Source organism: Streptomyces sp. CB00316 (genome assembly GCF_001905595.1).
GTDB lineage: Bacteria > Actinomycetota > Actinomycetes > Streptomycetales > Streptomycetaceae > Streptomyces.
Map to the genome: position 1 here is coordinate 162,891 of NZ_LIXI01000003.1, position 12,879 is coordinate 175,769.

General features: G+C 72.0%; 14 protein-coding genes. 11 read left to right on the plus strand and 3 right to left on the minus strand.

The genetic code is table 11. The features are described from left to right. Window position 1 precedes the first annotated feature (1 nt). From AMK21_RS08875 to AMK21_RS08915, 9 genes are all read left to right on the plus strand, one after another. Window positions 2-1,141 (plus strand): MCE family protein, encoded by a 1,140-nt coding sequence (locus tag AMK21_RS08875; RefSeq protein WP_073875946.1) that lies wholly within the window; start codon window positions 2-4, stop codon window positions 1,139-1,141. Continuing rightward, window positions 1,138-2,337 carry an MCE family protein gene (locus AMK21_RS08880; protein ID WP_073875947.1) on the plus strand — a complete coding sequence of 400 codons (1,200 nt, stop codon included), beginning with the start codon at window positions 1,138-1,140 and terminating at the stop codon, window positions 2,335-2,337. The genes AMK21_RS08875 and AMK21_RS08880 overlap by 4 nt, the downstream gene beginning before the upstream one ends. After that, window positions 2,334-3,605: an MCE family protein gene (locus tag AMK21_RS08885; RefSeq protein WP_073875949.1), complete on the plus strand. Its 1,272-nt coding sequence runs from the start codon at window positions 2,334-2,336 to the stop codon at window positions 3,603-3,605. The genes AMK21_RS08880 and AMK21_RS08885 overlap by 4 nt, the downstream gene beginning before the upstream one ends. Next, window positions 3,602-4,123: a hypothetical protein gene (locus AMK21_RS08890; protein ID WP_073875952.1), complete on the plus strand. Its 522-nt coding sequence runs from the start codon at window positions 3,602-3,604 to the stop codon at window positions 4,121-4,123. The genes AMK21_RS08885 and AMK21_RS08890 overlap by 4 nt, the downstream gene beginning before the upstream one ends. Then, the gene (locus AMK21_RS08895; RefSeq protein WP_073875954.1) at window positions 4,120-4,713 is read left to right on the plus strand and encodes a hypothetical protein; all 594 of its coding nucleotides are present in this window, start codon (window positions 4,120-4,122) and stop codon (window positions 4,711-4,713) included. Before AMK21_RS08890 ends, AMK21_RS08895 begins: the two co-directional genes overlap by 4 nt. Window positions 4,714-4,733: 20 nt before the next feature. Further along, window positions 4,734-5,261 carry a hypothetical protein gene (locus AMK21_RS08900; protein ID WP_073875956.1) on the plus strand — a complete coding sequence of 176 codons (528 nt, stop codon included), beginning with the start codon at window positions 4,734-4,736 and terminating at the stop codon, window positions 5,259-5,261. Window positions 5,262-5,315: 54 nt separating this feature from the next. After that, entirely contained in the window at window positions 5,316-6,050 is a 735-nt protein-coding gene (locus AMK21_RS08905) for a hypothetical protein (protein ID WP_073875958.1), read from the plus strand. Window positions 6,051-6,088: 38 nt separating this feature from the next. Continuing rightward, on the plus strand, window positions 6,089-7,438 hold the full coding sequence (locus tag AMK21_RS08910) for a lytic transglycosylase domain-containing protein (protein ID WP_073875960.1): 1,350 nt from the start codon (window positions 6,089-6,091) through the stop codon (window positions 7,436-7,438). 180 nt (window positions 7,439-7,618) lie between these two features. Beyond that, the gene (locus tag AMK21_RS08915; RefSeq protein ID WP_073875962.1) at window positions 7,619-7,897 is read left to right on the plus strand and encodes a hypothetical protein; all 279 of its coding nucleotides are present in this window, start codon (window positions 7,619-7,621) and stop codon (window positions 7,895-7,897) included. 12 nt (window positions 7,898-7,909) lie between these two features. Here AMK21_RS08915 and AMK21_RS08920 read toward each other — a convergent pair whose 3' ends face one another. The 3 genes from AMK21_RS08920 to AMK21_RS08930 all read right to left on the minus strand — a co-directional run bounded on the left by AMK21_RS08920 (window position 7,910) and on the right by AMK21_RS08930 (window position 10,678). After that, window positions 7,910-8,329, minus strand: coding sequence for an ATP-binding protein (locus AMK21_RS08920; protein WP_073875964.1), 420 nt, complete (start codon window positions 8,327-8,329; stop codon window positions 7,910-7,912). Between the two features lie 229 nt (window positions 8,330-8,558). Beyond that, window positions 8,559-9,524, minus strand: a complete 966-nt coding sequence (gene ppk2, locus AMK21_RS08925; RefSeq protein WP_073875966.1) for a polyphosphate kinase 2 — start codon at window positions 9,522-9,524, stop codon at window positions 8,559-8,561. Window positions 9,525-9,616: 92 nt separating this feature from the next. Further along, window positions 9,617-10,678 carry an ATP-dependent DNA ligase gene (locus AMK21_RS08930; protein ID WP_073875968.1) on the minus strand — a complete coding sequence of 354 codons (1,062 nt, stop codon included), beginning with the start codon at window positions 10,676-10,678 and terminating at the stop codon, window positions 9,617-9,619. A 76-nt stretch (window positions 10,679-10,754) separates the two neighbouring features. Here AMK21_RS08930 and ligD point away from each other — a divergent pair, with 76 nt between their 5' ends. Next, on the plus strand, window positions 10,755-11,780 hold the full coding sequence (ligD, locus tag AMK21_RS08935; protein WP_234421877.1) for a non-homologous end-joining DNA ligase: 1,026 nt from the start codon (window positions 10,755-10,757) through the stop codon (window positions 11,778-11,780). Continuing rightward, complete coding sequence (locus tag AMK21_RS08940) at window positions 11,777-12,877, plus strand: hypothetical protein (RefSeq protein WP_073875972.1); 1,101 nt, start codon at window positions 11,777-11,779, stop codon at window positions 12,875-12,877. The genes ligD and AMK21_RS08940 overlap by 4 nt, the downstream gene beginning before the upstream one ends. Window positions 12,878-12,879: the final 2 nt, after the last annotated feature.

The following is a 12,879-nucleotide window of genomic DNA, read 5'->3' on the forward strand; positions in this document are numbered from 1 at the left end:
CATGAGACGCACACGCATCATCGGCATCGGCGCCGGACTCGCGGTCGTCGCCGTCGCCGCCACCACCGGGGTCAGCGCCCTGGAGGAGGACTCCCGGACCACCGTCACCGCCTACTTCGAACAGGCGACGGGCGTCTACGCCGGGTCCGACCTGCGCATCCTCGGGGTCCCGGTCGGCACGGTCGAGTCCGTCACCCCCCGGGGGAGGGAGGTGGAGGTCGTCCTCCGCCTGGACGCGGGCATCAAGGTGCCCAAGGACGCCCACGCGGTCGTCGTCGCCCCCAGCCTCGTCGCCGACCGGTACATCCAGCTCGCCCCCGCCTACGACGGCGGACCGCTCCTTACGGACGGCGCCGAACTCCCCGCCGCCCGCAACGCCACCCCCGTGGAGGTCGACCAGCTCTACGCCTCCATCACCGAGATCACCACGGCCCTCGGCCCGAACGGCGCCAACGCCGACGGGGCGCTGGCCCGGCTGCTGGAGACCGGGGCGAAGAACCTGGACGGCAACGGAAAGGCCATCGGGGACTCCGTCGAACAGTTCGGCAAGGCCGCCAAGACCCTGGACAGGAGCAGCGGCGACCTCTTCGACACCCTCGCCTACCTCCAGTCCTTCACCACCATGCTCAAGGAGAACGACAGCGAGGTCCGCACCGCCGAGCAGCAGCTCAACTCGGTCACCTCGTTCCTCGCGGACGACAAGAAGAACCTCAGCGCGGCACTGAAGGAACTGGGCGCCGCGCTCGGCCAGGTGAAGACGTTCATCGCCAAGCACCGGGGCGCGCTGAAGAAGAACGTGGATGCCCTGGTCCCCATCACCCAGGCCCTGGTCGACCAACGTGCCTCGCTGGCGGAGGCGATGGACACCCTGCCGCTGGCGGCGGGCAACGTCCTGAACGCGTACGACCCCGCCAACCGGACCCTCAACGGCCGGGCCAATCTCAACGAGCTCTCCATGGGCGGCCCCCTCGTCGAGCCGGACGCGGCCTCCGGCCCGCCGCCCGGGCTGGCACCCGTCGACGCGAACCGCCGGAAGGCGCTGCCCGTCCTGCCGCTGCCGGAGGTGGGGACCGTCTTCGGGACCCCGGAGAAACAGCCGGCGAAGCGGAAACCGGACGACAAGAAGGGGGCGGGACGATGAGCGGTTCCCTGCGCACCACCGGCGTCCGGGCGGCCACCGGAGCGGTGGCTCTACTGGCCACCGGCGCCCTGATCGCCCTGGTCGTGGTCCGTACCGACGGTCCGGTCTTTACCGGCATCGAGCAGATCCCGCTGCCCGGCGGGGCCGACCTCGGCGACGAGCCGTACGAGATCACCGCCGAGTTCGGCGACGTCCTCAGCCTGGCACCGCAGTCCTCGGTCAAGGTCAACGACGTCTCCGTCGGGCGCGTCACCGGCATCGCCCTCGCCGCCGACGGCTGGAGCGCCAGGGTCACCATGCGGGTCAACGGGGACATCGAGCTCCCCGCCAACGCCTACGCCCGCCTCGAACAGTCCAGCCTCCTGGGCGAGAAGTTCATCCAGCTCACCCCGCCCGCCGAGGGCACAGCGCGCGGCTCCCTGGCGGAGAGCGGCCGCATCCCGCTCACCCGGACGAACCGCAACCCGGAGGTCGAAGAGGTCTTCGGAGCCCTGTCGATGCTGCTCAACGGGGGCGGGATCAACCAGCTCAAGACCATCACCACCGAGCTGAACAAGGCGCTCACCGGCCAGGAACCGCAGATCCGCTCGATGCTGAACCGGGTCGACACCCTCGTCACCAACCTGGACAGCAACAAGGGCGACATCACCCGCGCCCTGGACGGCGTCAACCGGCTCGCCGCCACGCTTGCCACCCGTAAACAGGACGTCGGAACGGTCCTCACCGGGCTCAGCCCCGGACTGAAGGTCCTGGAGAAACAACGCGGCTCGCTGCTCACCATGCTGCGCACCCTGGACACCCTCTCCACCGTGGCCGTCGACACGATCAACAGGAGCAAGGCGGACATGATCGCCGACCTGAAGGCGCTCGCCCCGACCCTGAAGGCGCTCGCCGACTCCGGCAAGGACCTTCCCGACGCGCTCCAGGCCTCGCTGACCTATCCGTTCACGGACGAGGTGCTGCGCGGGGTGAAGGGCGACTACCTGAACGTCTACCTGGACGTGACTGCCGCGCCCGGCACCCGGATCATCCCGGCGCTCACCCCGGACGACCCGACCCTGCCCCCGCCGCCGCACGAGCCGCCCGGCGAGGGCGCGGAGGGCGCGGCGGCGGCCCGGAACGCGCTGCCGCTCCCGCTGCCGGCGGTTTCGCGTACGTCGGTTCCCGATGCACCGGAGAAGGGGAGCACCCCGTGATCACTCCCGCCATCCGGCTCAAGAACATCGCCTTCCTCGTGATCGCCGTGCTGGTCCTCGGCTACCTCGGCGTGCGGTACGCCGGTCTCGGCCACTACGTCGGGCTGCGCAGCTACTACACGGTCACTGTCCAACTCCCGCAGACGGGCGGCCTCTACACCCACTCCAACGTCACCTACCGGGGTGTCTCGGTCGGCCGGGTCGGCCCCATCGAGCTGACCGACCACGGGGTGGAGGCCGAGCTGCGGATCGAGAAGGACGCCCCGCCCATCCCGGACAGCCTGCAGGCCGTCGTCGCCAACCTCTCGGCGGTCGGCGAGCAGTACGTCGACCTGCGCCCGTCCCGCTCGCACGGCCCCTACCTGGGCGACGGTTCGGTGATCGACGCGGCCGACACCACCCTCCCGGCTCCGCCCACCGAAGTCCTCACCAGCGTCAACGACTTCGCGAGCTCGGTCGACCTGGAGCACCTGCGCACGGTCGTCGAGGAGTTCGGCACCGCCTTCGAAGGGCGCGGCGACGACCTCCAGGTGCTGCTGGACAGCGGCGGCGAGTTCATCGACGCGGCCGACCGGGCCCTGCCGACGACCACCCGGCTGATGGCCGACGGCGAGACCGTGCTGCGCACCCAGGCCGAACAGGGCGCGGCACTCAGGGGGTTCGCCTCCGGCGCCAAGGAGCTGGCCGCCGAACTCAAGGGAGCCGACGGCGACCTGCGGCGGCTGATCGCGACCACCCCGGACGCGGCCGTACAGATCAGCGGGCTGCTGCGCGACCTCGACCCCGCCTTCGGCGTCGTCGTCGCCAACCTGCTCACCACGTCGCAGGTCGCCGTCACCCGCCAACGAGGCCTGGAGGAACTGCTGGTGAAGCTGCCCGCGGTGGCGGCGGCAGGGGCGAGCGCGGTCGACGAGGACGGGGCCCGGTTCGGCATGTCGGTCACCTTCTTCGAGCCGCTGCCCTGCACCGCCGGGTACGGCGCCACGACGTACCGCAACGGACTCGACACCTCGCCCGCTCCTGCCCTCAACTCCGCCGCCCGGTGCGCCTCTTCTCCCGGTACGGGTACCAACGTCCGGGGCAGCGCCAACGCCCCGAAGGGGGGCCCGGTCCCGGCGCCCGCCAAACCCGGCTCGATGCTTCTGGGGGAGGGAGCCGACGCCGACGCGAAGGACCGGCTGCCCGGCGCGCTGGGCACCCCACCCCGTGCCGCGCCTCCCGCCCCCGGCATGGCCGGACTCCTGGGCCTGGGAGGCGGTGGCTCATGACGCTCCGCCCCCGACATCTCGGCGGCTGGGCCGTCCTGCTGGCCGCCGCCCTCGTCTGCGGACTCGGCACCTGGTCGTACGCCCAGGCGCGCGGCGACCGCACCCTCGCCTACGCCAAGGCCCGCGACGCGGCCCTGGCCCAGGGCAAGCGGCACCTCGCCACGCTGAACAGCCTCGACGGCAAGGACGGCACCAGCGTCTCCGCCGGGCTGCGGGCGTGGCGCGACTCCTCCACCGGGCCGCTCCACGACCAGCTGAAGCGGACCTCGGCGGCCGACGCGAAGACGCTCACGGCGGCGGGCGACACCGCCGACGGCAAGGTGACCTCGGCGGCGCTCACCGCCCTGGACGACCGCACCGGCACGGCGGAGCTGATCGCCACCGTGGACGTCGAGGTCACCCCGCGCACGGGTGCCCCCGGCACCCAGCGCAAACGCTTCACGGCCACGCTCGCCCGCACGGGCGGCGGCTGGAAGGTCAAGGCGCTCACGGCGATGGCGGCGGGAGGCGGCGGATGAGCGGGCGAGCAGCGTTGGTGAGCACGGCAGTCGAGGACGAGGAGTACATCGACGACGCCGAACCGGACGGCACCGATGAGCCCGGTCGCCGCTCCCGGTTGCCCCGCGTCCTCGGCGCCGTCCTGGCCGTCGTCCTGCTCGCGGCCGGCGGGCTCCTCTTCGCCGAAGGGCGGGAACTGCGCGACACCCCGGCCACCGCCAACCTCGCGCTCGCGGACGCCGAGGCCACCACCCGGGTCACGGGCGACGTCAGCAACGCGCTCGGCAGGATCTTCTCGTACGGCCCCGGCGCCACCGCCCTCGCCAAGGAAGCGGCGCAAGAGGTCCTCGCGGGCAAGGCCCTCCAGCAGTACGCCGCACTGTTCGGCCAGGTCGAGAAGCAGGCCGTCGACCAGAAGCTGACGCTGACCACCCACGTCGTACGGGCCGGGGTGACCCGGCTGACCGGTTCCGGCGCCCACCTCCTGGTCTTCCTCGACCAGGTCTACGAACGCCGTGGCCGGCCCGCCACGACCGCCTCCGCCCAGCTGTCCGTCACCGCCGAACTGCGGGGCGAACACTGGCGGATCGTCGAGATCAGCTCCATATGACGGCAGGGGAGAGGCACGACATGGCACGGGCGACGACGAGGAACCCCCTGGTGATCGCGGCGACGGCGCTCGCAGTCGTCGCGGCCGGGGCGGCGGGCTGGGGCGGCTGGCAGCGCTACGACGCCGCCCACGACGACGCGGCCTCCTACGCGCAGGCGCGGGACGACGCGCTGGCGGCGGGGGAACAGGCGGTCCAGAACATGAACACCCTGGACCATCGCACGCTGGAGAAGGGCCTCGACAGCTGGGAGGAATCCACCACCGGCGACCTGCACCGCCAACTCGTCGAAGGCCGTGACGCGTTCGCCGAGCAGATCGTGGCGGCGAAGACGGTCAGCACGGCGAAGGTGCTCTCCGGTGCGGTGACCGAACTCGACGAACGGGCGGGCCGGGCCGGGGTCATGGTGGCGCTGCGGGTCACCGTCACCGCGCCCGAGGGCGACCCGGCCGTGAAGGAGAGCCGGATGCTCGGCACCCTCACCCGGACCTCCGAGGGGTGGAAGCTCAGCGCGCTCGGCCAGGCCCCCGTCGGCTCCACGGCCGGCTGACCCGCGCTCCGTACCCGCTGCCGCCGCCCTCGCCCCGTATCCGAGAGGACCCCCATGTCGACGACCCGCCACCTGGTCAATCGCCGCCGCAGACTGGCCACTTCTCCGTCGCGCGCGGCGGTGGCCCCGGTATCGGATGAGGAGGCCACGGAGGAGACCACCGCGCCACCGGGCCTGCGGGAGCCGGAAACGGAACCGGTGCGAGAGCAGGACCGGGATCCCGAACCCGAACCCGGGTCCGGATCGGAGGCCGTAACCACGCCCCCACGGGGACGCCTCCGCCCCCGCCTCCCCGCCCTCCTCTGCGCTCTCACCGTTCTCCTCGGGGCCTTCGCCGCCTGGGCGTTCACCTCGGCCGCGAGCCTGCGCGACGAGCCCGCGCGGCAGAACACCGCGCTCACCGACATCGCCCGTACCAGCGAGGTGAAGGGCCGGATCGGCGAGGCGGTCGGTGCCGTGTTCTCGTACGACTACGCCTCGCCCACCCGCTCCGACCGTGCCGCGAAGACACATCTGACCGGCAGGGCCGTGCAGCAGCACAAGGACATGCTCGCGGAGGTACGGGCACAGGCGCCGCAGCAGAAGCTCGTCCTCACCACGACCGTCACGGCGAGCGGAGTGGAGTATCTGGACGGCGACCGTGCCCGGCTGTTGATCTTCGCCGACCAGAGCAACACCCGTACCGGCAAGGACGAGGAGACCACCTACGCGGCGGCCATGTTCGCCGTGGACGCCGTCCGCCACGGGGACACCTGGCGGATCGCCGCCATCGACACGTTCACCCGCTGAACCGCCAGGCCCGGGCAGCCGGGGAGAGGGGACCAGCTATGAAGTTCAACGGCACGGTACGCCGTCAGCTCACCGGCACGGTCACGGCGGTCGCCGCGATGGCCGCGCTCACCGCGTCCCAGGCGCCCGGCTTCGGGGACGCGGTGGCGGTCTCGCGCGAGGAGCGGGCCACGTCGGGCACGGACGACGTGGTGTGGAGCGAAGTGGAGGGCGACGACGCGTACCACACCGAACTGCCGCCGCTGGAGAGCCCGCAGCCGCCCGCGCCGCTGAAGCCGCCGCGGGCCGCGGTGGAACCGTCCCTCCCGCTGTTCGCCCGGGCCCGGTCGGAGGCCGGCATCCCGGCGACCGTGCTCGCCGCGTACCGGAACGCCGAGAGGTCCTTACGCCGCGGCGACCCCGGCTGCCGGCTGCCGTGGCAACTGCTCGCGGCGATCGGCAAGGTGGAGTCAGGGCAGGCCGCGGGCGGCCGGGTCGACGCGCGGGGGACGACGCTCACGCCGATCCTGGGGCCCGCCCTGGACGGGGTGGGCTTCGCGCTGATCCGGGACACCGACAACGGGGTGCACGACGGCGACCGTACGTACGACCGGGCCGTCGGGCCGATGCAGTTCATCCCGTCCACCTGGGCGAACTGGGCCATGGACGGCAACGGCGACGGCCGCAAGGACCCGGACAACATCTACGACGCCGCCCTCGCCGCCGGGCACTACCTCTGCGCCGGAGGCCGTGACCTGGGCGTCCGAGCCGATCTGGACCGGGCGATCCTCAGCTACAACCGCTCCGACGTCTATCTGCGTACGGTGTTGTCGTGGCTGGAGTTCTACCGCAAGGGGACCCACCCGGTGGCCGACGGCCGGGGGGTCCTCCCCACCAGCCCCGGACCGGGCGGCACCGACCGGCCCACGGCGCCCGTCGGCTTCGGCCCCTCCGATAAGCCCGGAAAGGGCGGCGGCATCGTCATCGGCCCGCGGCCCCCACGCCCGCCCGGCCCCAAGCCCACGCCCGGCCCCACGAAGCCCGGCTCCCCGAGCCCGAGCCCCTCCGAACCAGGCACGCCGAGCCCGACCCCGACCGACCCCGGCCCCACGGACCCCGGCCCCACGGACCCCGGCCCCACGGACCCCGGCCCCAGCCCTGACCCCACCGACCCCGGTCCGACCGATCCGGGTCCCACCGACCCCGGCCCCACTCCGACCGGCCCCACCCCGACCGACCCCGGCCCGACGGACCCGGACCCCGGCCCGAGCCCCGACCCCGGAACCACCGACCAGGGGTGCCCGAGCGGTGACCCCACCTCGCCCGGGTCCTCGACGGCCATCGGGAGCCGGTCCGGAGAGTACGGTGACGGTGAACCGTGCGCACCGGAGGCCGGGTCCGCCGCCTGAGCCGACGATGTGCAGGCAGCGAAAGAGTGACGTGATCGTCCTGTGTCCCAGGGGGTCCGCACGGTGGACGCGTGCGGGACCGGGTTGATATTTCGGGCCCCCTTCGGGATCCCTCCCCGAGGGAAACAGTTCGTTCCGACCGGAAGGGTGGTGCGACTCGCCACAGGCGGGTCCCCGCTCATGGGTTCACCCAAGACAGAGACCGGCACGTCCACGAAGGAGCGGTTCGGTCCGGCCGACTGGGGCCGGCCGCCGTACGCCGTGCTCGTCGTCGACCGGGCCGGAACGGCCGTTCGCACAGAGGGGGAGACGAGCCTGCTGCGGGGCTGGCGGGTCGACTTCCTCGGCGCGCAGGTGCCCACCCCGCACCTCGTGGCCCATCTGCACAACACCGGGGCCGACGCCCGTCGCCCTCTCCCTGAGCCGCCGTCACCGGGCCGGGTGCCGCGGGCCCGGTGACGCGGGGGCGTATCAGACCAGCGACACCACGGCGACGATGCGCTTGCCGCCCTCGTGGGGTGTGACGGACAGTTGCCTGGTGAGCCGGTGGACCAGCGACCAGCCGTAACCGCCCTCGCCGACCGACCCGGGGGGCGGCTCCTGGCGAACGGGATGCCGGGGGTCCGCGTCGTCGACGACGAGGCGGAGCCCGCCTTCGGTGATCCGGGCCGAGAAGCCGGTGAGGCCCCCTCCGTGCCGCAGTGCGTTGGTCACGATCTCCGAGGTGACCAACAGGGCGTCCGCCACGACCACGTTCGAGAGGATCTCCTCCGACAACTCGTCGAACTCCGCCGCCAGCAGCCGTGTCACGACATCGCGCGCCTCGCCCGCGGTCCGCGGCGTGTCCGCGGACGAGCCGTCCGCGGGACGTACGGGAGGAGTGCTGTACACGCCCGTACCTCCTTCCGTGCCGTCGGTGATTTCTTGTTCCCGTCGAAACCACCGCATTCCCCCTGTCGACGGCTCCATACATGAAGCGACTCCTGCGATTCACCGGCCCGCACCGAATGTGAATACCTGAGGGGTATTCCGTCTGCTTTCGGCTCTCAGGGAATGTGTGAGAAGAAGAATAGGCAGCCCGGTGAGCAGGAAATCACCGCCTGACCGGGGAGTTCCGCGGTCAGGTCTGCTCAGGGTGGTCCCCCGGCCCGTGTGTTCGGGTGGCCAGCGGGGTGGGGGAGAGGTCGGACCGTTCCTCACCGGGTTCCAGCAGCGTGTCCGCGGGCCCGATGATCAGCGGGTCCGGGGTGCCGACGGCCTTGTCGTCCCTGCTGTCGTAGTCGAACCGCCACAGCAGGCTGCGCATGGCCTCCAGACGGCCGCGCTTCTTGTCGTTGCTCTTCACCACGGTCCACGGCGCGTGTGCGGTGTCGGTGGCCCGGAACATGTCGACCTTCGCCGCGGTGTAGTCGTCCCAGAGGTCGAGAGAGGCCAGGTCGGTCGGCGACAGTTTCCACTGGCGTACCGGGTCGACCTGCCGGATCGCGAACCGGGTCCGCTGTTCGTTGCGGGAGACCGAGAACCAGAACTTCACCAGCAGAACGCCGTCGTCGACGAGCATCCGCTCGAACTGCGGAGCCTGCTTCAGGAAATGTGCGTGCTGCTCCGGCGTACAGAACTCCATCACCCGCTCCACCCCGGCCCGGTTGTACCAGGAGCGGTCGAAGAAGACGATCTCGCCGGCGGTCGGAAGGTGGGACACGTACCGCTGGAAGTACCACTGCCCGCTCTCGCGTTCGGTCGGTTTCTCCAGGGCGACCACGCGTGCCCCACGCGGGTTGAGACGCTCCGTGAACCGCTGGATCGTCCCGCCCTTGCCCGCCGCGTCGCGGCCCTCGCACAGGACCACCAGCCGCTGCCCGCTCTCCCGCACCCAGCGCTGCAGCTTCAGCAGCTCGATCTGGAGGATGCGCTTCTCCTTCTCGTACTCCCTGCGCCCCATCCGCCGTTCGTACGGGTAGTTCTCCCGCCAGGTCTCCAGCGGGCGGCCCCGCTCGTCCAGCAGCACCGGCTGTTCGGGCCGCCGTCCGTCGACGGTCAGCCCCTTCAGCAGCTCCGTCGGGTCGCTCGTAGGATCGTCGGTCATCGTTTCGTTCCCCGCTCTCCTCGGTACACCCCCGCCCGCAGCCTGGTTCCCCCGTCGCGGCCGCTCATGTACGCGGAAGCCCCCCGGCCGGGTCAGCGGCCGGCGAGCACCTCGGCCAGGTCGTAGGAGACGACCTCCTCCAGCTGCGCGTAGGTGCAGCCGACCGGGGTCCGGTCCGGGCGCCACCGTCGGAACTGCGTCGTATGGCGGAACCGGTCGCCCTCCATGTGGTCGTACGCCACCTCGCAGACCCGCTCCGGGCGCAGCGGCACCCACGACTGGTCCTTCTTCCCCGACCAGCGGTTCTGCGTCCCCGGCAGCCGCGAGGCCTCGTGCGCCGCCGCGTCCGCCCACGCCCCCCACGGGTGGTCGGGGAAGCCGGTGCGCAGCGGGGCGAGTTCCTCGGCGAGCTCGGCGCGCCGCTTCATCGGGAAGGCCGCGCAGACGCCGACGTGCTGGAGCACGCCCTCGGTGTCGTACAGGCCGAGCAGGAGCGAGCCGACGACGGGGCCGCTCTTGTGCTCGCGGTACCCCGCCACCACGACGTCGGCGGTCCGCTCGTGCTTGATCTTGTACATCACCCGGGTGTCGGGCCGGTACGGCAGATCCAGCGGCTTGGCCACGATCCCGTCGAGTCCCGCGCCCTCGTACCGCTCGAACCACTCCTGGGCGAGTTCGACGTCCGTGGTGGAAGGAGCGAGGAGTACGGGCGCGGAGGCGCCGGAGAGGGCGGCCTTCAGGACGGCCCGCCGGTCCACCTGAGGGGTGGAGAGGAGGGAGGCGTCGTCGACCGCGAGGATGTCGAAGGCGATCAGGCTCGCCGGGGTCTTCTCTGCGAGCATCCGCACCCGGGAGTCCGCCGGATGGATGCGCTCGCTGAGCCGGTCGAAGTCCAGCCGCCCCTCGTGCGCGATGACGAGCTCCCCGTCGATGACGCAGCGCGGCGGCAGGTTCTCCCTCACGGCGTCGACCATCTCGGGGAAGTAGCGGGTCAGCGACTTGCCCGTACGGCTGCCGATCTCCACCTCGTCGCCGTCCCGGTAGACGATCGCCCGGAAGCCGTCCCACTTCGCCTCGTAGCCCATGCCCGGCGGGATCTTGGACACCGACTTGGCGAGCATCGGCTTCACGGGCGGCATCACCGGCAGGTCCATGGCCCGATTCTGGACCGGCTCCCTGCCCGTGTCTCCCGATATGCGGCATATGTGCGACCGGCCTACGGTGACCGTCATGGGAACAGCGGTGGAGCTGGACGCGGGCGGACGAGCGGTGAGACTGTCCAACCCGGACAAGGTGTACTTCCCGGCGAAGGGCTACACGAAGAGGGACGTGGCCGAGTACTTCTTGGCCGTGGGCCCCGGGATCACCCGTGCCCTGAACCACCGGCCCACCACGCTCCAGCGCTTCGTGGACGGGGTGGAGGGCGACTTCTTCTACCAGAAGCGCGCCCCGAAGAACCTTCCCGAGTGGATCCCCACCGCCCGTATCGCCTTCCCCAGCGGCCGCCCCGCCGACGAGCTCTGCCCCACCGAGCTCGCCGCCGTGATCTGGGCCGCCAACCTCGGCACCCTCACCTTCCACCCCTGGCCGGTCCGGGCCGGGGACACCGACCACCCGGACGAACTCCGCATCGACCTGGACCCCCAGCCCGGCACCGACTACGCCGACGCGGTCACCGCCGCCCACGAGCTGCGCTCCGTCCTGGAGGACCACGGCGTACGCGGCTGGCCCAAGACCTCCGGCGGGCGCGGGATGCACGTCTTCGTCCCCATCGAGCCCGCCTGGACCTTCACCGAGGTCCGGCGCGCCGCCATCGCCGCCGGGCGCGAGCTGGAGCGCCGGATGCCCGGGCGGGTGACGACGGCGTGGTGGAAGGAGGAGCGCGGCGAGCGGATCTTCGTCGACTTCAACCAGACAGCCCGCGACCGCACGATCGCCTCCGCCTACTCCGTACGCCCCTTCTCCCACGCCCCGGTCTCCGCGCCCCTGCGCTGGGAGGAGATCGACGACGCCGAACCGCGCGACTTCGACATCGTCACGCTCCCGGCCCGGTACGCCGAAGTCGGTGACGTCCACGCCGACATGGACCAGGAGGCGTTCCGGCTCGACGGGCTGCTGGAGCTGGCCGACCGGGACGAGACGGAGCGCGGTCTCGGCGACCTGCCGTACCCGCCGGAGTACCCGAAGATGCCCGGCGAACCGAAGCGGGTCCAGCCCAGCCGCGCCCGGCACGACGACGACGGCGAGATGGCGTGAGCGGGGGCGGCGAGGGCGAGGGCGGCGGCAAGGGTTGGACCAGCCAGAGGCACGGCGCCCACGGCCGGCCGCTCACCCTCCGCGAGCGCTGGGAGGCGTACAAGAACAGCCCGTTCCTCCCCGCGACCGTCCTCGTCCTCATCGTCGCCGCCGCGGCCGGTCTCTTCGCCGGCTCCTACACCTACGCGATGGCCAACCCCACCCCGCACCGCATCCCGGCGGCCCTGGTCACCCAGCCGGAGGTGGAGCGCGGGGAGGCGTTCGTCACCGGGATGGAGAAGGCGCTCGACGCCTCGCTCGAACTGCGCGAGTATCCCGACCTCGCGGATGCCCGCCGCGCCCTGGACGAACAGAGGGTCTTCGCCATCGTCCGCGCCTCCGACAACGGGGTGGCGTTGGATGTGGCCGGGGCGTCCGGCGCCTCCGTGGCCGAGCTGCTCGGCAAGGCGGGTCTCGAGGTCGGTGACGCCACCGGGGCCGAGGTCACCGTCCGGGACGTCAAGCCGCTCCAGAAGGGCGATCCGCGCGGGCTCGCCCTGTTCTACATCTCGCTGGCGGCCGTCATCATGGGCTTCCTCGGCGCGATCCAGCTCAGCGTCCACGCCCACGGCCTCAACCCGGCGGAACGCATCGCGTTCACCGCCGCGTACGCCCTGCTCGGCGGGTTCGCCATCGCCGCGGCCGTGGACTGGTGGCTCGGGGCGGTCGACCTGCCGTTCACCCAGTCCTGGCTGATCCTGGCATTCACGATGTTCACCTCGGGCATGGTCTTCACCATGTTCAACACGCTGATGGGCCGCTGGGCGATGATTCCGACCTGGGGCGTCATGGTGCTGCTCGGCAACCCGTCGTCCGGCGGAGCGGTCTCCTGGCCGCTGCTGCCCTCCGCCCTCGGGCACATCGGCCGCTGGCTGCCGCCGGGCGCCTCCGTCAACGCCCAGCACACCGCCGTCTACTACCAGGGCCACCAGTTCCTCTTCCCGTACCTGGTGCTGGCCGCCTGGGCGCTGGTCTCCTGCACGGTCTTCTGGGTGTGGCGCCACCGGCACCCAGGAGGCCGCGCCCGCACGCCTGAGCATGCGGCCACGGCCTCCTGAGA